The 18,938-nt window shown below is 48.2% G+C and carries 20 protein-coding genes, 3 tRNA genes and 1 pseudogene; 17 read left to right on the top strand and 7 right to left on the bottom strand.

Annotated elements, in window-relative coordinates; all coding sequences use genetic code 11:
- Nucleotides 1-229 precede the first annotated feature (229 nt).
- The 8 genes from QBE54_RS08885 (at nucleotide 230) to QBE54_RS08850 (ending at nucleotide 5,177) form a co-directional block, all read left to right on the top strand.
- The gene (locus tag QBE54_RS08885) at nucleotides 230-1,090 is read left to right on the top strand and encodes a PAC2 family protein (protein WP_369017835.1); all 861 of its coding nucleotides are present in this window, start codon (nucleotides 230-232) and stop codon (nucleotides 1,088-1,090) included.
- 127 nt (nucleotides 1,091-1,217) lie between these two features.
- Nucleotides 1,218-1,412 carry a preprotein translocase subunit SecE gene (gene secE / locus QBE54_RS08880; protein WP_369017834.1) on the top strand — a complete coding sequence of 65 codons (195 nt, stop codon included), beginning with the start codon at nucleotides 1,218-1,220 and terminating at the stop codon, nucleotides 1,410-1,412.
- Nucleotides 1,413-1,445: 33 nt separating this feature from the next.
- Nucleotides 1,446-1,970 carry a transcription termination/antitermination protein NusG gene (gene nusG / locus QBE54_RS08875; protein ID WP_369017833.1) on the top strand — a complete coding sequence of 175 codons (525 nt, stop codon included), beginning with the start codon at nucleotides 1,446-1,448 and terminating at the stop codon, nucleotides 1,968-1,970.
- 14 nt (nucleotides 1,971-1,984) lie between these two features.
- Entirely contained in the window at nucleotides 1,985-2,413 is a 429-nt protein-coding gene (gene rplK, locus QBE54_RS08870; RefSeq protein WP_369017832.1) for a 50S ribosomal protein L11, read from the top strand.
- Between the two features lie 20 nt (nucleotides 2,414-2,433).
- Complete coding sequence (rplA, locus tag QBE54_RS08865; RefSeq protein WP_369017831.1) at nucleotides 2,434-3,150, top strand: 50S ribosomal protein L1; 717 nt, start codon at nucleotides 2,434-2,436, stop codon at nucleotides 3,148-3,150.
- A gap of 150 nt (nucleotides 3,151-3,300) precedes the next feature.
- Nucleotides 3,301-3,819: a 50S ribosomal protein L10 gene (gene rplJ / locus QBE54_RS08860; protein ID WP_369017830.1), complete on the top strand. Its 519-nt coding sequence runs from the start codon at nucleotides 3,301-3,303 to the stop codon at nucleotides 3,817-3,819.
- A gap of 21 nt (nucleotides 3,820-3,840) precedes the next feature.
- On the top strand, nucleotides 3,841-4,218 hold the full coding sequence (rplL, locus tag QBE54_RS08855; RefSeq protein WP_369017829.1) for a 50S ribosomal protein L7/L12: 378 nt from the start codon (nucleotides 3,841-3,843) through the stop codon (nucleotides 4,216-4,218).
- Between the two features lie 47 nt (nucleotides 4,219-4,265).
- The gene (locus QBE54_RS08850) at nucleotides 4,266-5,177 is read left to right on the top strand and encodes a DMT family transporter (RefSeq protein ID WP_369017828.1); all 912 of its coding nucleotides are present in this window, start codon (nucleotides 4,266-4,268) and stop codon (nucleotides 5,175-5,177) included.
- Here QBE54_RS08850 and QBE54_RS08845 read toward each other — a convergent pair.
- Genes QBE54_RS08845 through QBE54_RS08820 form a run of 6 tightly spaced genes read right to left on the bottom strand, consistent with a single transcriptional unit; the run spans nucleotide 5,174 to nucleotide 11,392 of the window.
- Complete coding sequence (locus tag QBE54_RS08845; protein WP_369017827.1) at nucleotides 5,174-5,923, bottom strand: YdcF family protein; 750 nt, start codon at nucleotides 5,921-5,923, stop codon at nucleotides 5,174-5,176. The two genes, QBE54_RS08850 and QBE54_RS08845, sit on opposite strands and share 4 nt — an antisense overlap.
- A gap of 19 nt (nucleotides 5,924-5,942) precedes the next feature.
- A complete protein-coding gene (locus QBE54_RS08840) occupies nucleotides 5,943-6,911 on the bottom strand; it encodes an ABC transporter ATP-binding protein (RefSeq protein ID WP_369017826.1) in 969 nt (322 codons plus the stop codon).
- Nucleotides 6,893-7,864 (bottom strand): ABC transporter ATP-binding protein, encoded by a 972-nt coding sequence (locus tag QBE54_RS08835; protein WP_369019426.1) that lies wholly within the window; start codon nucleotides 7,862-7,864, stop codon nucleotides 6,893-6,895. The genes QBE54_RS08840 and QBE54_RS08835 overlap by 19 nt, the downstream gene beginning before the upstream one ends.
- A gap of 2 nt (nucleotides 7,865-7,866) precedes the next feature.
- The gene (locus QBE54_RS08830) at nucleotides 7,867-8,742 is read right to left on the bottom strand and encodes an ABC transporter permease (protein ID WP_369017825.1); all 876 of its coding nucleotides are present in this window, start codon (nucleotides 8,740-8,742) and stop codon (nucleotides 7,867-7,869) included.
- 1 nt (nucleotide 8,743) lies between these two features.
- Nucleotides 8,744-9,748 (bottom strand): ABC transporter permease, encoded by a 1,005-nt coding sequence (locus QBE54_RS08825; protein ID WP_369017824.1) that lies wholly within the window; start codon nucleotides 9,746-9,748, stop codon nucleotides 8,744-8,746.
- A gap of 51 nt (nucleotides 9,749-9,799) precedes the next feature.
- The gene (locus tag QBE54_RS08820; RefSeq protein WP_369017823.1) at nucleotides 9,800-11,392 is read right to left on the bottom strand and encodes an ABC transporter substrate-binding protein; all 1,593 of its coding nucleotides are present in this window, start codon (nucleotides 11,390-11,392) and stop codon (nucleotides 9,800-9,802) included.
- Nucleotides 11,393-11,697: 305 nt separating this feature from the next.
- Between QBE54_RS08820 and QBE54_RS08815 the strand changes: the two genes are divergently transcribed.
- The 5 genes from QBE54_RS08815 (at nucleotide 11,698) to rpmG (ending at nucleotide 13,460) form a co-directional block, all read left to right on the top strand.
- Nucleotides 11,698-11,773, top strand: a tRNA-Thr gene (locus QBE54_RS08815).
- A gap of 11 nt (nucleotides 11,774-11,784) precedes the next feature.
- Nucleotides 11,785-11,870, top strand: a tRNA-Tyr gene (locus QBE54_RS08810).
- 22 nt (nucleotides 11,871-11,892) lie between these two features.
- Nucleotides 11,893-11,967, top strand: a tRNA-Thr gene (locus QBE54_RS08805).
- 121 nt (nucleotides 11,968-12,088) lie between these two features.
- Nucleotides 12,089-13,291, top strand: coding sequence for an elongation factor Tu (gene tuf, locus QBE54_RS08800; RefSeq protein WP_369017822.1), 1,203 nt, complete (start codon nucleotides 12,089-12,091; stop codon nucleotides 13,289-13,291).
- A 19-nt stretch (nucleotides 13,292-13,310) separates the two neighbouring features.
- On the top strand, nucleotides 13,311-13,460 hold the full coding sequence (rpmG, locus tag QBE54_RS08795) for a 50S ribosomal protein L33 (RefSeq protein ID WP_369017821.1): 150 nt from the start codon (nucleotides 13,311-13,313) through the stop codon (nucleotides 13,458-13,460).
- 47 nt (nucleotides 13,461-13,507) lie between these two features.
- On the opposite strand, the gene QBE54_RS08790 is transcribed toward rpmG, so the two are convergent.
- Nucleotides 13,508-15,196 (bottom strand): alpha/beta hydrolase family protein, encoded by a 1,689-nt coding sequence (locus QBE54_RS08790; RefSeq protein WP_369017820.1) that lies wholly within the window; start codon nucleotides 15,194-15,196, stop codon nucleotides 13,508-13,510.
- A gap of 94 nt (nucleotides 15,197-15,290) precedes the next feature.
- Here QBE54_RS08790 and QBE54_RS08785 point away from each other — a divergent pair, with 94 nt between their 5' ends.
- The 4 genes and pseudogenes from QBE54_RS08785 to QBE54_RS08770 all read left to right on the top strand — a co-directional run bounded on the left by QBE54_RS08785 (nucleotide 15,291) and on the right by QBE54_RS08770 (nucleotide 18,934).
- Nucleotides 15,291-16,628, top strand: a complete 1,338-nt coding sequence (locus tag QBE54_RS08785) for an NADP-dependent malic enzyme (protein ID WP_369017819.1) — start codon at nucleotides 15,291-15,293, stop codon at nucleotides 16,626-16,628.
- A complete protein-coding gene (locus QBE54_RS08780) occupies nucleotides 16,625-17,467 on the top strand; it encodes a fumarate hydratase (protein ID WP_369017818.1) in 843 nt (280 codons plus the stop codon). The genes QBE54_RS08785 and QBE54_RS08780 overlap by 4 nt, the downstream gene beginning before the upstream one ends.
- 5 nt (nucleotides 17,468-17,472) lie before the next feature.
- Complete coding sequence (locus tag QBE54_RS08775) at nucleotides 17,473-18,057, top strand: FumA C-terminus/TtdB family hydratase beta subunit (RefSeq protein WP_369017817.1); 585 nt, start codon at nucleotides 17,473-17,475, stop codon at nucleotides 18,055-18,057.
- Nucleotides 18,058-18,137: 80 nt separating this feature from the next.
- Nucleotides 18,138-18,934 (top strand): annotated as a pseudogene (locus tag QBE54_RS08770) (ATP-dependent Clp protease proteolytic subunit).
- Nucleotides 18,935-18,938: the final 4 nt, after the last annotated feature.

Raw genomic sequence — 18,938 nt, 5'->3', positions numbered from 1 at the left:
AAACGAACAAAATATTCTCTCACAAAGCTTTGGATTTTTCAATTTGAAGGTGCTGGCTGAATACTCATTTATTTCTCGGGTCTAACACACCACTTGATAGCTTTTCAACTTGTCGGTTGTGGGTATTGCCTGAGTGGTTATAATTAGATAGGGTTTTGTTTCAGGTTCAAGGTTTTGTGGAAAGGTTGATTCAGGTTTTCTACCTGGAGAATAGAGGTGACGTGTAAAATTGGAAGAACTTATTTTTTATGAACGACCTAAACTGGAAAATGCTTCCATGGTGATCGGTTTTACGGGGTGGATGGATGGTGGAGGAGTTTCTTCGGGGACCATTTCTCTTTTGCGGGATTCGATAAAAACCAGTCCTCTGGCTGAGATTGATTCGCGTAACTTTTATATTTTGAATTTTCCGGGTACCATGGAAGAGGTGGCCCAGTTTCGCCCCTATGTGGTCTTGAAAGACGGTTTGGTAAAGAGTTTTGAATACCCGGTTAATGAATTCTTGTATTCCCAGGAACACAATCTGGTACTCTTTTTCGGTAAAGAACCCAATTTCAGGTGGGAAGAATTTTGCAACCATCTTCTAACTGTAGCTGAAGAAGTGGGAGTGAAGCGCATTTTTTTTGTAGGCAGCTTTAGCGGCCTCACACCACACACCCGGGAACCAAGGTTATATTGCAGTCTTTCCCATGAACGGCTGAAGACAGAGCTTGCTCCTTACAGTGTGCGCTTTTCAGATTATGAAGGTCCGGCCAGTATTGCCACTCTTTTACTTCTCCGTTCTCGGGAAAGAGGTCTGGAAATGTTCAGCGTTGCAGTGGAAATACCCATGTATGTCAGGGCCACCAATCCCAAAGGCATTCGAGCAGCTTTGCGATTTATAGTGCCTTTTTTGGGAATTGAAGTTGACTGGGCTGAGCTTGACAAACTCTGTGAAGACTTTGAGCGTCATGTAGATGAGTTGGTAAAACAGTATCCCGATTTGGAACAGCAAATCAGAAAACTGGAGGAAAACTACGACCAGGAAATACTTGGTGATGACCAGAGTTTCAAGGATTGGCTACGCAGGCATGGCATTGACACTATTTAGTCAACAAAAAGGATGAAATTCATTGACAGCTAATGAATAACCATTTATAATTGCCCAGTAAATTTGTTGAACCTTACTGCGAATTTTTAATCGCTTTTACCTTTACGAAAAGGATGGGTGAAAGGATTTGTTCAGGTGGTTTCGTTCCTTAAGAAATTATTTCCGGGATGCTTGGGGAGAAATACGTAAAGTAAGCTGGCCAGGTCGTAAGGAACTGCTGGCAAGCACCATTACCGTACTGGCAGTTATTGCCATAATGGGTATTTTTCTTGGTGTCGTAGACCTGGTGCTCACTTCTTTAATGAGCCTTTATCTTAAGTAACTCTTATACGTTTTGGAGGTTAGGCGGAAAGAAATGGAGAAACGGTGGTATGTAGTGCATACCCTGGCGGGTAGTGAGCACAAAGTTAAAGCTAATCTGGAGCGTCGAATTGCTTCAATGGGCATGCAGGACCAGATTTTCAGAGTAGTAGTGCCCATGGAGGAAACCATCGAGGTGAAAAGGGGAAAGAAACGCTTCACCAAAAAGAAGGTGTTCCCGGGTTATGTGATGGTGGAAATGATCATGAACGATCGCTCCTGGTACGTGGTTCGCAATACCCCTGGGGTTACTGGCTTTGTAGGTTCAGGAATGAAGCCAGAGCCGCTTAATGAAGAAGAAGTAAAGGTTATTTTGCGCCAAACTGGAGTGGAGAAGGGTAAACCCCGTTTGGACATCGAAAAGGGAGAGGCAGTTAAAGTCATTGCCGGACCCTTCCTCAACTATACCGGCGTGGTGGAAAGTGTGGACCACGAAAAGGGTAAAGTAGTAGTCCTGTTGTCAGTTTTTGGGCGTGAGACGCCTGTGGAGCTCGACTTCTCGGATATAGAGAAACTTTAGCGAGGTGGATTTTTATGGCAAAAAAGGTTGTTGCAGTGGTTAAGCTGCAGATACCCGGTGGTATGGCAACACCGGCTCCACCGGTAGGTCCTGCTTTGGGTCAGCACGGTGTGAACATAATGGAATTCTGTAAAGCTTTTAATGCCCAGACTGAGAAAGATAGAGGAGTACTAACTCCAGTTGAAATAACCATTTATCAGGACCGTTCTTTCACCTTTGTGTGCAAAACGCCTCCTGCTTCTTTCCTCATTAAGCAGGCTTTGGGCATCGAAAAGGGCTCGGGTGAGCCCAACCGGGTGAAGGTTGGTAAAATTTCTCGCTCTAAAATCAGAGAGATTGCTGAAAAGAAAATGGCAGACCTTAACGCTAACGACATAGAAGCGGCAATGCGCATTATCGAAGGGACTGCCCGGAGCATGGGTGTTGAGGTCGTTGAGGGTTAAGTGTAAAAGGAGTGAATAGCATGGCAAAAGTGGGTAAAAGATATCTTGCTCTTAAAGAAAAGGTTGAACCGGGAAAACTTTACAGTCCTGAAGAAGCTGTACAGCTTGTGAAAAGCATGGCTACTGCCAGATTTGATGAAACGGTGGAAATGGCGGTTAACCTGGGCATTGACCCCAAACAGTCCGATCAGCAAGTTCGTGGTACAGTGAGTCTTCCTCATGGAACTGGGAAAACTATGCGGGTTCTGGTTTTTGCTCAAGGCGAGAAGGCAAAAGAAGCCGAAGAAGCTGGAGCAGACTATGTTGGTGGAGAAGAACTGGTTCAGAAAATTCAGGAAGGCTGGTTTGATTTTGATGCTGCAATTGCTACTCCAGATATGATGCGGATTGTGGGAAGATTGGGAAAACTACTGGGTCCTCGCGGTCTTATGCCTAATGCTAAAACCGGAACAGTTACCAACGACGTTGCTCAGGCAGTCCGGGAGATTAAAGCTGGAAGAGTGGAAATACGCAACGACCGCTACGGCAATGTGCATGTTCCCATAGGAAAAGCTTCTTTTTCTGAAGAGCAGCTCCTGGATAACTTTTATGCAGTTCTGGAAGCGCTGAACCGCATGAAGCCGGCAGCAGCCAGAGGAAGGTATATCAAAAAAATTGCTCTTGCCACCACCATGAGTCCATCAGTGAAGGTGGATCCACAGTTGGCGCTGACCAGAATGGAAAAGAGGGTGGCCTGAGTTTAAGACTATTTTTGTACGAAATAAATACCGGCTGATTGCCGGAGAACCGGGGGCCAAGGGCTTAAAAATCCCGGGGAGGCAAAGATACAGAGCTCCCGCGGGGAGCTTTTTTGTTGTTTACTTCTTTTAAAGAAAGGGGGTTAAAAATTGGAAAAGAGGGAAAAAGCCACCATAATAGAAGAAGTATACCGCAAGCTCCAGGAGAGCCAGGCGGTTTACGTTTTCAGCTATCATGGTTTGAACGTCCAGAGTGCAGAGGAACTGCGCAGAAGCTTGCGTGAAGCAAGCGGAGAAATGAAAGTAATTAAGAACACCCTGGCCAGAATCGCTCTTCAGAAAGCAAATATTCCCTTTGACGACCAGCTTTTGAAAGGGCAAAATGCTTTTGCTTTTGCGTACCAGGACGCAGTGCAGGTGGCTAAGAAGTTGAACGAGTTTTCCAAAAAGCTTCCCGAGATAGTGATAATCAAAGGTGGCTGGTTGGAGAAAAAGCAAATTGGCGTTGACGACGTGAAGAACCTGGCCAGTTTACCTTCCCGGGAAGAGCTGGTTGCCAGAGTGGTGGGTGGTATTGCCGCTCCGCTCAGTGGCCTGGTTGGCGTGCTTCAGGGTGTTTTGCGGAGTTTGGTGTGGGTCTTAAAGGCCATTGAAGAGAAAAAGCAATAGAAGAAGGGAGGAACTTTTACCATGACCAAGGAAGAAATTATTGAAGCTATTGAAAAGATGACGGTTCTTGAGCTCGCTGAGCTGGTTAAAGCGCTCGAAGAGAAATTTGGTGTTTCAGCAGCGATGCCCGTTGCTCAGGTGGCAGCAGCACCTGCTGCAGGAGAAGGCGCAGCAAAAGAGGAAGAGAAGACCGAGTTTGATGTCATTTTGAAGAGTGCAGGCTCTCAGAAGCTGCAGGTTGTTAAGGAAGTTCGTGCTATCACCGGTTTGGGCCTCAAGGAGGCTAAGGAGCTGGTCGATAGTGCTCCTAAACCCATTAAAGAGGGTGTGAGCAAAAACGAGGCAGAGGAAATCAAAGCCAAACTGGAAGCAGTTGGTGCTGAGGTAGAGATTAAGTAAAAGAAAAGGGAAGCGCTACGCTTCCCTTTTCTTTGCCAAAGAAAAAAATGGAATCTACCCTCGAAAAATACAATCCCCATTTTCTCCTCTTCGTTGTCTCTGTAATTTGGGGTTTTAACTTTAGTGTTGTGAAGTGGGGGGTTATGCTCTTTGGCCCCCTTTCTTTTGCACTTTTGCGTTTTCTGGTAGGCGCTCCACTTCTCTTTTTAACACTCTCTCGCTATGAGAATGATCCCTGGATTCGGCGTGAAGATGTATTCTATTTTCTGCTTTTGGGTTTGATAGGGTTTGGCATCTATCAGCCACTCTGGAGTATGGGGTTACAGTTGAGTCTGGCTTCACATTCGGTTCTCATTCTTTCTTTGAGCCCGGTGGTGGTAACGCTCACTGCTTTTTTGCGACGGGAAGAACTGGTGAGTTGGGTAAATCTTTTGGGAGTGGGACTGGGTTTTGGGGGAGTTATTTTCCTGGTTCAGCAGGGAGAAACCGGAGCCTATCTGAAAGGAGATGTCCTGAAAGGAGATCTACTCACCCTTATTGCAGCAATGTGTTGGGGTTTTTACTCCTACTTGAGCAAAAAAATGCTGACCAGCTATTCTCCTCTCAAGGTGAGCACCTGGAGTGTAATTTTTGGCGTTCTGTGGATGCTTCCCACTTCGTTACTCTCACTGGTGAGAGCTCCCTGGAACCAGATTGACCTGAGTGTTTTAGGTTCACTCTTTTATGGAACGGTTCCCGCTATGGTCCTTGCTTACGTATTCTGGCACAATGGAGTCAGGGTTCTTGGTGCTTCCCGTACGGTTTCCTACCAGTTTTTGATTCAGGTTTTCGGAGTCCTGGCTGCCTGGATGTTTTACCGGGAAACTTTGAACCTGAATGCACTGATAGGCATACTGTTGATAGCCATAGGTCTTTTGCTTTCCCAGCGCAAAGGTGGGTTACCTTTTTGGCTCCGCTAAAAGCGCAGTCGGAGCCAGTAGGGGAGATAGCCCAGTTCTTCGTGGAAAATCTGGGCAATGGCTACGAAGGCCTTCAGAGAGGGAAGGAAATCTTCGAAAGAGAGCGGGTCTCTATCATAGGCAGGGTGTGCACTCACAGGATAAATGCTTACTTCGGGTAAGAAGTGCCCGAAGGCAAGCAACGCTCTTTTCAGGTGTACCCCAGAAGTTACCAGGTAAAGGCTCTTTATGCCAAGTTCTCTAACCTTTTGGGCCACTTCCCGAGCGTTTTCCCAGGTGGTTCTCGAGTGTTCTTCCAGGAGCATTTTTTCTTCAGGTACCCCCCATGCCCTGAGTACTGCTTGCATCGCTCTGGCTTCGCTTGGCACTTTCTCTCCCCATGGACTGCCACCGCTTAGGATAAGCAGGGGCTTTCCTTCTTTCCACAGAGTGAACGCTTTGTTGAGGCGTAGCATCGAATAAGGACCGGGTAAATGGGCATTGTTTCCACGGAGACTACCACCACCCAGAACCACAATTGCCTGAGGAGGAGAAGGTGGTTTCCTGGTTTCCGGGTATTCAGGCTCTAAAATTTTTGCTACCCATCCACTTGATAAAAGATAGGTGAAAATAGCCAGAAAAAGCAGGAAATGCCGGCATGAGCTTTTCTTTTTCCAGGTGAAAAAGAGCAGGACCAGAATGACAGTTATCAAAATGCCAGGCACATCGAGCATGGCTCCCAATGCTTTCTGGAAGTAGAACCCCATCACTGTTACTCCTGAGTGCTCAGCTGGGAAAAAGATGACAAGCCACCTGGTGGTCTGGTTTGGTTTCCCAGAGAAGCGGTTCTTCTTCAGAGCAGATGGGCATTTTTTCTGGACAACGGGTATGGAAACGACAACCCCGAGGAGGTTTGGTAGGACTGGGTGGGTCGCCCTGAAGCAGGATTTTTTTGCGTCTTTTCCGTGGATTGGGTATGGGTATGGAAGCAAGCAGTGCCCGGGTATAGGGATGCAGGGGGTTTTCAAAGAGTTCTTTTTTGGGTGCCACTTCGACGATTTTACCCAGATACATAACTGCCACTCGATTGCTGATGTGTTTCACCACGGAAAGGTCGTGAGAAATGAAGAGGTAGGTCAACTGCATTTCCTTCTGTAGAGTGGAAAGGAGGTTGAGTATCTGGGCTTGAATGGAAACGTCCAGTGCAGATACTGGTTCATCGCACACAATGAAGTCGGGTTGTAAAATCAGTGCTCGGGCTATGCCCACTCTCTGCCTCTGGCCTCCCGAAAACTCGTGGGGAAAACGGTCTAAATCACCAGGGCTTAAACCCACTTTTTCAGCTATCATCAACACCTTTTCCTGCCGTTCCTTGCGGTTTTTTATCCCGTGAATGAGGAGAGGTTCTTCCAGGATAAATCGAATGGATTTGCGGGGGTTCAGCGAAGCAAAGGGGTCTTGAAAAATGATTTGCATTTTCTGGCGGTAGGTTTTCAACTCTCGAAGAGGAAGAGCTAAGATATTTTGGTTTTTAAAAAACACTTCTCCGGTGTCAGGTTCTTCCAGACGCAGGATACAGCGTCCTAAGGTGCTTTTCCCGCATCCCGATTCTCCAACCAGGGCCATCACTTCGCCCTGGTTAATGGAAAGCGAGACAGCGTTTACTGCGTCAATGGTGAGCGTTTCCGAGAATTGCTCGCTTTTCACAAAAAACTTTTTGGAAAGATTGTTGACCTTCAGGAGTAAAGATGACATGCTACCCAGTGTTTTTCCTCCTTTTCTTTAAGCTGCGGTTCTTCTTTCCGGCAGCGCTCAAAGGCTTGCAGACAACGGGGATGAAAACGACAACCAGAAGGAGGGTTCAAAAGGTCAGGCACACTGCCTGGGATGCTTTCCAGAGCCTCTTTCTCTTCTTCTATGTGAGGTATAGAAGCAAGCAATGCCCGAGTATAAGGATGCAGGGGATTATCAAATAGCTCGAATACCTGGGCTTTTTCAACGATTTTACCCGCATACATCACGGCTACCCTCTGGCAGGTTTCGGCTACCACCCCCAGGTCATGGGTAATCAGGAGCACTGCCGTGTGCAGTTCTTCTTTGAGTTCCTCAATGAGCTCCAGAATCTGGGCTTGAATGGTCACGTCCAGCGCCGTGGTGGGCTCATCGGCAAGAAGCAGTCTGGGACGACAGGCTAAAGCTATGGCAATCATTACCCGCTGTCGCATTCCTCCCGAGAGCTGGTGGGGGTAACTGTGGAATATCCTTTCTGGCTCAGGTATTCTGACCAAGCGAAGCATTTCAATCGCTTTTTCTCTGGCTGTAGCAGGCGACATTGCTTCATGAATACGCAAAACTTCCATGATTTCTTCTCCAACCGGGAATACCGGGTCCAGAGAAGTCATCGGCTCCTGAAAAACCATAGAGATTTTCTTGCCACGTATTTTCCACATTTCTTCCTCTTTGAGTGGCACCAGGTTCTGACCCTCAAAGAAGATTTCTCCTGCCACGATTTTCCCCTGGGGTTGGGGATACAGTTTCAGTATTGACAAAGCGGTCATGCTTTTTCCGCACCCTGATTCCCCTACAAGACCCATGGTTTCTCCAGGAAAGATTTCCAGGCTTACGCCGTCCACTGCTCTGACCGTGCCGCGAGGTGTTTTAAGGTAAGTTTTCAGATTTTTTATTTCCAGTAAAGGAACCAGATTCATCATCACACCCTCAATCTGGGGTCCAGAATATCCCGAAGTCCATCTCCCAGAAGATTGAGTCCCAGCACTGAAATCATAATGGCCAACCCGGGGAAGGTGGCTGCCCACCAGGCCCCAGAAAGCAAAAACTGCCTGCTGTTAGAAAGCATGGCACCCCACTCTGGGGTGGGGGGTAAGGCACCAAGCCCTAAAAAGCCCAAAGCCGCAGCATCCAGGATGGCGTTGGCCACGCTCAGGGTTGAGTAGACAATAACTGGGGCCAGAGAATTGGGTAGAATGTGGTGCCAGATAATCCGCAAATGGGAAGCGCCCAGAGCTTTTTCGGCCTGAATGTAATCCATCTCCCGGATTACCAGCACAGCGCTTCTGGTCACTCTGGCCATTTGTGGAGAGTAAACAATGCCTATGGCAATCATTGCCTTCTCAAGCCCTGGACCAAGTGCAGCCATGATGGTGATGGCAAGGAGGATACTGGGAAAGGCAAACATAATATCCACGATACGCATCAAAAAGGTATCGATTTTTCCACCAAAGTACCCTCCCAGAAGCCCCAGCACCAGGCCTATCAGAGTAGATATACCCACAGCGATAAAGCCTACCGAAAGTGAAGTACGGGTACCCCAGATGATACGGGAAAGGATGCAGCGTCCCAGGTAATCGGTGCCCAAGGGAAACTGCGCGTATTCTTTGCCAGCCCAGAAACCTGGTAACAGGCGATGGGCCAGGCTGCGCTGCAAGGGGTCGTTGGGAGCAAGGTAAGGGGCAAACAGAGCCACAAAGAGGAGAACAATCAAAATAATCAGACCCGCCAGGGCAGATTTGTTTTTCTTTAAAAAGTACCAGTATCCCTGTAGCTTGGCTATGTTGCTCTTCGTCATCTTATTGATACCGTATTCTGGGATTGAGATAGGCATATAAAACGTCGGTTGCCAGGTTGACTACCACAAACACGAAAGCAATAAACAGCACTGCTCCCTGGATGGCTGGATAATCCCGAGCGTAGACGGCATCAACCGTGTAGCGGCCAAGGCCAGGCCAGGAAAAAACGGTTTCAGTGAGAATGGCCCCGCCAAGCAAAAGCCCAAATTCCATGCCAATTACTGTGACGATGGGTATCAGGGCATTTTTTAGCGCATGCTTATAGATGACCATTTTTTCGGGAAGCCCCTTGGCCCGTTCGGTGCGGATAAAATCCTGGCGGATTACCTCAAGCATTGCCGAGCGGGTCATGCGAGCAATGAGTGCCATAGGTATGGTACCCAGAGCAATACTGGGTAAAATGAGATGGGAGAGGGCGCTCAAAAATGCTGTTTTGTTCAGGGTTAACAGAGAATCCAGAAGATAAAGCCCGGTGATGACTTTTAAGTTTACTCCAACATCGATTCTCCCTGAAACCGGAAGCCAATCCAGTTCCAGACCGAAAATAAACATGAGCATAAGACCCAGCCAGAAAACGGGCATGGAAACTCCGAAAAGTGCCCCGGTCATTGAAAAGTAGTCCCAGAAGGAGTATTGCTTTACCGCTGCAGTAACTCCCGCAGCGATGCCCACCACGATTGCAAAGAGCATAGCGGCAATGGAGAGTTCCAGGGTTGCTGGGAAACGCTGCAGAATTTCTTCAAGCACCGGGGAGCGGGTGGCAATGGAACGGCCCAAGTCTCCCCTGAGTAGATTACGTAGCCATACCAAATACTGAATATAAAGAGGCTTGTCAAGCTGCCACTTGGTACGCATCGCTTCCACGTACTCGGGGGAAGCGTGTTCACCAGCAAGTATCCGGGCAGGATCGCCTGGTGCCAGGCGCACCACGACAAAAACAATTATGGAAACTCCAAAAAGCACTGGTATAAGAAGCAACAGCCTTTTGATAATATACCGCTTCATAAGCATTCACCATGACTAAGATAAAATGGGGGGCAAAAATGCCCCCTCATTTTAGCGATCCAGCCAGGTGGTGTAAAAGAACTTACGGTCCAGGGGATGAAGCACATATCCCTTAACATCTTTTTTGAACACCATCTGGTTTTTGGCGTGAGCTATAGGTACCCAGGGCGCATCGTTGTGAATTATTTCCTGAGCTTTTTTGTAAAGCTTGATTCGTTCTTCCTGGTCGTAAGTTCTTTGAGCCTTGATCAGTATTTCGTGAAGTTCGTCGTTGCGGTAAAAAGCTACGTTTCCTGCGCTTCCCACGATGGCGTTGTCTTTGTCAAGTAGCACATAAAGGAAGTTATCCGGGTCACCGTTATCACCGGTCCAGCCCAGAAGACACATGGGGTGTTTTCCAGCTTCGGTTTCCTGCAGGTAAGTTCCCCACTCTACGGTGTAAATGTTAGCCTTGATGCCTACCGCTTCCAGGTCTGCCTGGATGGCCTCGGCAATTTTTGGAGGATCGTACATATAGGGACGGGACACTGGCATAGCCCAGAGAGTGGTTTCAAAGCCGTTGGGGTATCCAGCTTCTTTGAGTAATTCACGAGCTTTATCGGGGTTGTACTCATAGTCTTCTATTTCGTCATTGTAGCCCCACATGGTAGGCGGAATGGGGTTTTTGGCTACAATCGCAGTATCTTTGTAGAGGTATTTCACGATGGCTTCTTTGTTGATGGCATGGTTGATTGCTCTGCGCACCCGCACATCCCCGAATGGTTTCTGGAAACCAGGGGTATCTTCTCCCATATTCATGGCAAGGTATCCCACGTTAATGCCCGGGGCTTCAAGGAGCATCAGGTCAGGGTTGTTTTTGATTCGCTCCAGGTCGTCGGGATTGGGGTATTCCATAGCATCTATGGAACCTTTCTCAAGCTCCAGAAGGCGTACCGAGGGATCGGGTATAACTCTGAAGATAATACGGTCGAGATAGGGTCTTCCCTGCCAGTAGTCTTCAAAAGCTTCCAAGGTTATGTGGTCGTCTTTGACCCATTCCACAAATTTGAAAGGACCGGTACCCACCGGATTTTTAAAGAAATCCGGCCCATACTTTTCACAGGCGGTTGGACTGACGATGGCTACAGTAAACATGGCCAGATTGCTCAAAAATGGAGCGTAGGGCTCAGAGAGAATAATTTTAACTGTGTAGTCATCGACTTTGACCACGTCTTTTACCGAGGTGAACATCCATTTCCAGTAAGCCCATTCTCCGTATTTGTGGAAGGGGTGGTTGGGGTCGAATTGTCTTTTGAAAGAGTAAACCACAGCATCGGCGTTGAAGTCAGTGCCATCATGGAATTTTACGCCTTTGCGGAGGTAAAAGGTAAAGGTCAGTCCGTCCTCGGAAACTTCCCAGCGCTCGGCAAGGCAAGGCTCTATTTCGGTGGTTCCAGGCTTGTACTGAACCAGGCCCTCAAAAATATTGTCAGTCCTGGTGATAGAAAGCCCATCGGTTACATCAGCGGGGTCCAGGCGAGTAGCATCGCCACCGCTTCCAAAAACCAGGGTACCTCCGTATTTGGGTTCCTGAGCCAGAACGAACGCTGAACTTAGCAAAAACACCACGCCAACTAAAATTGCCAGAAAAACTTTTTTTCTCATTTTTCTCCTCCTCTTAATGGTTTTGGAATGAACCGAAGAAAGATGGATTTTTGTGGATAAAATCCCCCCTCCTTTCGTGTTTTTAGTTAGTTTTGATTATAGCATAAAAGCTGGTCATTCTTTGAAAAGGATATGATAGTATTCAGTCTTCTTGAATAAAAGATTGGACTACAAATTTGTGGCAATCATTTTCTCCCAGGACGTTCTGGTGGTCACAATAATTTCTTGTGTTTAGAGTGCATAATTTTTGCTTGACATGTTGCCCTCTATCCCTTATATTTATTCAGGCATAACGGAAAAGTTGTGCCGGTGTAGCTCAGCTGGTAGAGCAGCTGATTTGTAATCAGCAGGTCGTCCGTTCGAGTCGGATCACCGGCTCCATGGTTTTTTGTGGGGAGGTACCCAAGTGGACAAAGGGAGCGGACTGTAAATCCGCCGGCTGTCGCCTTCGTAGGTTCGAATCCTACCCTCCCCACCATAAAGTGAAGAATTAAAAAGGTGCCTGCGTAGCTCAGTGGTAGAGCGCACCCTTGGTAAGGGTGAGGTCACCGGTTCAATCCCGGTCGTAGGCTCCATTTTTCTTTTTATTGAAAAAGGCAGGACATGAAGTAGCTGATGTTGGATTTATGATGCGCTTGAAGCGAGCAACTTGACTCTTTTGGAAATTAGAAAAGACTTGAAACGAGGAGGATTCCTATGGCCAAGCAAAAGTTTGAACGGAAAAAGCCCCATGTCAATGTGGGAACCATTGGACATGTCGACCATGGAAAGACCACGCTCACTGCGGCAATAACTATGGTGCTTTCCAAGGCGGGACTGGCAAACTACACACCTTTCGAGCAGATTGACAAAGCTCCTGAAGAAAGGGAGCGAGGTATCACCATTGCCATTGCCCACGTGGAGTATGAGACTGAAAAAAGGCACTATGCCCACATCGACTGCCCTGGGCATGCTGACTACGTCAAGAACATGATTACTGGAGCTGCCCAGATGGATGGTGCCATCTTGGTGGTCTCTGCTGCTGATGGTCCTATGCCTCAGACCCGGGAGCACATTCTCCTCTCCCGTCAGGTAGAGGTGCCCTACATTGTAGTCTTCATGAATAAAGCTGACATGGTGGATGACCCAGAGCTCATAGAGCTGGTGGAAATGGAAGTGCGGGATCTGCTCAACCGCTATGAGTTCCCAGGAGACGATGTGCCGGTAGTGGTAGGCAGTGCTCTCAAAGCCTTGGAGTGTGGCTGTGGTAAGCGAGAGTGTGAGTGGTGTGGTAAAATCTGGGAACTCCTGGATGCCATGGATGAGTACATTCCTCTTCCCCAGCGTGAACTGGACAAACCCTTCCTGATGCCTATTGAGGACGTTTTCTCCATCACCGGTCGTGGTACTGTGGTTACCGGAAGAGTGGAGCGTGGAGTCCTGCACCTTGGTGACCAGGTGGAAATTGTGGGACTTTCTCATGAGATCAAAAAGACCGTGGTCACCGGCATTGAGATGTTCCGCAAAATCCTCGATGAAGCCCAGGCCGGAGACAACATTGGTGTTCTGCTGCGAGGTATTGAGAAGAAAGAGGTAGAGCGAGGACAGGTTCTGGCTGCACCTGGTTCTATCACTCCACATACCCACTTCAAAGCTGAAGTCTATGTGCTCACCAAAGAAGAGGGTGGACGACATACCCCCTTCTTCAACGGTTATCGTCCCCAGTTCTATTTCCGCACCACTGACGTTACTGGAGAAATCAAACTCCCTGAAGGTGTGGAAATGGTCATGCCTGGAGACAATGCCAACCTGGAAGTAAAGCTCATCTACCCCATTGCCATGGAGAAAGGATTGCGCTTTGCTATTCGTGAAGGTGGTAGAACGGTTGGAGCAGGTGTAGTAACTGAGATTATAGAGTAACTGTGGAGGTTGCTGTTCCATGCAGGAAACCATAACTTTTGAATGTACGGAGTGTCGACGACGGAACTATCAGGGTAGCAAGAATAAACGCAACAAACAGGGGCGTCTGGAGTTTCGAAAATACTGCCCCCACTGTCAAAAGCACACTCTACACCGTGAGACTCGCTAATTAAAAAGCCCGTGCAGGAGTGCACGGGCTTTTTAATTCTCTCTTTTCTACAAGTTGTTTTTTAAGAAGGTACAAATCTTTTGAAACACTTCCTGAGGTATTGTTCTCGATGTGTCCAGATATTCTTCGGGTGAGGAAAACTCTCCCTTTACTGGTCTGAAGAGGTGATCCAGGTTGGGGAGAATTGCTAACTCGTAAGTCACGCCGTTTTGCTTCAGTATGGCAGCAATTTTCAGGGCATCCTCGGTTTTTACCTGGTAATCTTTTTCTCCCTGTAGAATCAGGGTAGGAATCCGGATTTTCTGGAACCACTCCTGAGGATTGAAGTGGAGATAGTCCTTCCACCATTTCCAAAGCGGTATGGGAACACCTTCCACGTCCTTTTTGCCCTGGGCCAGGGCCTCAAAGATTTTTTCCTGCTGAGCTATGGCTTCCTGAATGACCCGGGAATCCTTTACTCCCGAAATCAGGTATAAATAGGTTATTTGTTCTTTTACCAGCTCAACCAGTGAACGTGCTGGAGTTGCCATAAGTACCAGCGCGGATGCAATGGGGCTTTGAGCGGCAACCATGCAAGCAATGGTTCCACCTTCACTGTGACCCAGAAGCGCTACTTTTTGAGGGTCTATTTCAGGCTGCGCTGTAAGGAACTCCAGGGCACTCCGGGCATCTTCTACCAGGTCATAGAGGCCGCTGGATGCAAAATCTCCTCCACTTTTGCCCACTCCTCTTTTATCATAGCGCAACACTGCAAAACCACATTCTGCCAGCCGCTGAGCCAGCTCGGAAAAGGTGTTGAGCGTTATTCCCTGAGGGACATTTTCGTTGCGGTCCACCGGTCCCGAACCAGCAATGAGGAGTACGGCAGGAAAGGGTGGTTTTCCACGGGGGAAGGTTAGGGTTCCGCTCAGCATTATGTCCTGACTGGGGAAGACTACCTCTTTTTCTGTAAATTCGCTTGTTTCGGATAAAGACCGAGGTTGTGCTGGTAGTGAGGGCTGAATGGTAATGAGTTCGGGAACCTGAAATACAGAAAGGGGGCTTATCTCTTCAAGCAAAGTTACCACAGGACCTGCCAACGAAGCGGATTCCATGCGGACTATGAGTTTTTCCTGTTCGTTAAGGTATATAATTTGTGATAGACCTTCCTTGCCCAGTTCTACCTGATAACATTGAAAAGTGTCCAAGGAAGTAGGAACCGCTACATCTTTTTGAAGGAGTCTGGCAACTATTTTCCCGGAGTTTAGGAGATTATAGGAATGGGTGGGTTCTGTTTCCCAGTTTTCCTGTGGCAGGAGGAAAAGAAGCGAAAGGGGATCCAGTACACCTCCCTGAAGGGGTATTGATTGCTGGTTACTGGTATTACCAATTCTTTGTATCAGGTTGATCTGGTTTTTCTGGTATTGAAATTCGAAAATGCTGGTGCTTTTTTGCTGAGCAAAGGTCTGTTCAACCACGTAACGCAGGGGTTTTTTCTGTTTTGTATTGAACAGGGTTGCTTCTTCTATCCTGGTTCCTGCAGGTATGCCGGGCATTTTCTCAAGTGTTTGTACCTGGTGAAGATATATTTCTTCCGGGTTTTCGGGGTTGGGAAAAACCCGCAACAGGATTTCGCCGATTTTCTCTCCTTTAAGCATCACTGCATAATGGAGCTCGACCGGCCTTTCCTGAGCAAAACTTGACAGCACGAAAAAGGTGAAGCAAAATACCATCGCTCCCATCCAGAGAAATTTCATTTTGGCTTTGCTCCTTTCTTCCTGGTTGCTTTTTGGGGCTTTTATAGAGTATATTCCTGTTGTGTTTTTAATGCAAAAGGAAAGAGGGTTGGAAATGGTAAAGGAAGGAAATCTGAAAACTCAGGAACTTTTTGACAAATCAAGGGCATTGCATCGTTTTTACCGCGGGAAGATAGAGACACTGCTCAAATGCCCGGTACGCGATTACCAGGACTTTGCGCTGTGGTATACTCCAGGAGTTGCTGCAGTAAGCCGGGCGATTGCAGAGGATAGAGAACTTTCTTTTCAGTACACAAACCGCTGGAACACAGTAGCGGTGGTTTCTGATGGGAGCAGGGTTCTGGGGCTTGGTGACATCGGCCCGGAAGCGGCTCTCCCGGTTATGGAGGGGAAGGCACTCCTTTTCAGGTATCTTGGGGGAGTGGACGCATGGCCGATTTGTGTCCGCACCCGGAACCCTGAAGAGCTCATTGCGCTGGTTCAAGCTATTTCTCCCACCTTTGGGGGCATTAACCTTGAAGATATAGCCCAACCCCAGTGTTTTGCGGTCCTGGAAACGCTTCGAAAAACCCTTGATATCCCGGTGTGGCATGATGACCAGCAGGGAACGGCTCTGGTCACCATTGCAGCTTTTCTGGGTGCGCTGGATGTAGTTGGCAAAGCTCCGGACCAGGTTAAAGTTGCTTTGATAGGTGCTGGGGCTTCTAACCTGAGAATTGCTCACCTCCTGATTGCAGTCGGCGTACCTCCTGAAAACCTGGTGCTTTGTGATAGTAAGGGGACCCTGCACAGGGGAAGAAAAGACCTGGAGGAGAGCCATCCTTGGAAGTGGGAACTTTGCCAGGTGACCAATGGGGAAAATCTGGTAGGTGGCAAGGAAGAAGCGATAAGGGGTAGGGATGTTTTGATTGCTCTTTCTACGCCTGGTCCTGGGGTCATTAAGCCGGAATGGGTGGCCCAGATGAACAGCGAGGCAATCGTTTTTGCCTGTGCTAATCCAGTACCAGAGATCTGGCCTTGGGAAGCCAAAGAGGCTGGTGCCAGGATTGTGGCAACTGGTCGTTCTGATTTCCCGAACCAGGTCAACAACTCCCTGGGTTTTCCTGGTGTTTTTCGGGGAGTGTTGAGCGTTCAGGCTCGCACCATCACCGATTCCATGTGCCTTGCGGCGGCAAAGTCGCTTTATGAATTTGCCCGTCGGAAGGGGTTAAACGAGGATTACATCATTCCCAGTATGGAAGAGTGGGAAGTGTATGTGGAAGAGGCTAAAGCGGTGGCCCGGGTTGCTCTGGAAGAGGGAATAGCGCAAAGGGATGTTTCTCTGGAAGAAATAGAGAGAGAATCGCGTTTTCTTATTCAAAGAGCCAGGGAAATTACTGCTTTGATGCAAAAGGAGGGTTTTGTGATTAGCCCGGAAGGTGGTGGAACGTGAAAAAGATTACTTTCGAGGAAATAGCTGAGCGAGTGGAGCAGGCTCTTATAGAGATAAACATAGTTGCTTCGGAAGTCTTGCGTCAAAAAATGCTCCAGGTGCTTACCAACGAGGGGGAGAAAGTGGCCCAGGAAATGGTTTCTCAGATTCTCGAAAACTATGTGGTAGCAGAAGAGAATAGGCTTCCCCTGTGTCAGGATACTGGAATGGTCCAGGTAGAGGTGAAAATAGGCCAGGCAGTGAAGATTGAAGGGGGCAGTCTTAAAGAGGCCATTGCCGAAGGGATACGTCGCGCATATCAAAAGGCGTATTTTCGGAAATCAATCATTGCTGACCCTTTTTTCGGAGTCAACACCCGTGATAATACGCCTCCGGTTTATTTCTTTGATTTTGAAGGGGAAGAAGAACTGGAAATAAACTTGCTGGTGAAGGGTGGAGGCTGTGATAACATTAGTTCCCTGGGTGTTTTAAATCCGGGAAGCTCTGTAGAAGACCTGGAGCGTTTCGTTTTGCGCGAGCTGGACCGCAAAGCGGCTCAGGCTTGCCCACCGCTTGTGGTGGGTATTGGAGTAGGTGGTAATGCTGCATATGCTATGTATCTTGCTTCTCGGGCTTTGAGTAGGCCTCTGGGGTCAAAAAACCCGGACCCTCGCTATGCACAGGTTGAGGAACGTATGAAGGAAAAGATAAATCTCCTGGGCATTGGTCCTCAGGGAGTAGGTGGTAAGAATACCTGTCTTGAGGTTAGGATAGAGGTTTATCCGTGTCATATAGCCAGCTTTCCGGTGGGTTTGGTAGCGAGTTGCCATGTTTTCCGCCAGAAGACGCTCAGGTGGTGAAAGGTATGGAAGAGCAAGCAGAAAAAAATCGGGAATTTGTTTTGAAAACACCCCTTTCAGTTGATGATACTCGAAATTTGCGAGTAGGTGACATAGTGTATTTGAGTGGCGACATTTACGTGGCTCGGGACGCTACACACCGCCGTATGCTGGAAGACCTCAAAAAGGGCAAAGAACTACCTTTTGAAGTAAAAGGTGCAACCATTTACTACGCGGGTCCAACTCCCACTCCGCCGGGGAAGGTGATTGGCTCAGTTGGGCCGACCACCAGTTCCCGAATGGACGCAACAGTTGAGGAACTATTGAAACTGGGAGTTAGGGCAACCATTGGTAAAGGAGCTCGCAGCGAAGAGGTGAAAAAACTTCTGGAAAAACACCTTGCAGTGTACTTCATTGCCTGTGGTGGTGCTGGAGCATACCTTGCCCAGTTTGTGTTGCGCAGGGACGTTCTGGCTTATGAAGACCTGGGGGCACAGGCTCTCCTGCGGCTTTTTGTGCGTGATTTCCCCCTGATTGTTGCTTATGATAGCTTCGGGGGAGACCTCTTTGAAGAGGGCAAAATTCGTAATCGGGGGATTACCCTCTACTAATTGAGTCTTTTAGGGAGGTGCATATTGTGTTCTGGGATATCATTTTTCTTTTGATTCTTTTCAGTGTTTGTTTTCCAGCTCTGCAGCGCAAGATGATAGAACAACAGCGGTTGGCCGCCATTCGCAACTTAGAACGCAAGAGGCGTTCTCGAGTCATTGCTATGATTCATCGCCAGGAATCGGTGAGCTTCTTGGGGCTACCTGTCGCTCGTTACATTAACATTGAGGATTCGGAAAAAATATTGCGGGCTATACACCTTACCCCGCAGGATATGCCTATCGATCTTATCTTGCATACCCCGGGTGGTTTGGTCCTGGCTGCTGAGCAAATTGCCTGGGCTATTAAGCGGCACCCCGCTAAGGTCACCGTTTTTGTTCCCCACTACGCTATGTCAGGAGGAACGCTTATTGCATTGGCTGCTGATGAAATCATTATGGATCCCAATGCAGTGCTGGGTCCCGTAGACCCTCAAATCGGTACTGTGCACGGGCAGTATCCGGCAGCATCCATATTAAAAGCTCTCGAAGAGCCCAACCCCAACCGTGACGACCAGACCTTAATTCTGGGTGATGTGGCCAGGAAGGCAATTGACCAGGTTTACAACGTGGTGTTTAATCTCATCAAGGATAAAATGCCGGAGGAAAGGGCTCGTGAGCTTGCCAGGACCCTTTCTGAGGGCGCTGGACTCATGACTTTCCGATAACTGTGGAAATGGCCAAGGAAATGGGTCTTCCGGTTAAAGATGAGCTTCCCGAGGATATTTACGAGTTGATGGAACTCTATCCTCAGCCTCCCCAACAGCGGCCTTCTGTTGAATATGTTCCTTTGCCCTACCGGCCGTATCGCCAGCCCGGGAGGGGTCGTGGAGACAGTTAAAATC

This window comes from Thermatribacter velox (genome assembly GCF_038396615.1).
In the GTDB taxonomy this organism is placed as follows: domain Bacteria; phylum Atribacterota; class Atribacteria; order Atribacterales; family Thermatribacteraceae; genus Thermatribacter; species Thermatribacter velox.
This window is presented reverse-complemented; position numbering and strand designations above follow the sequence as displayed.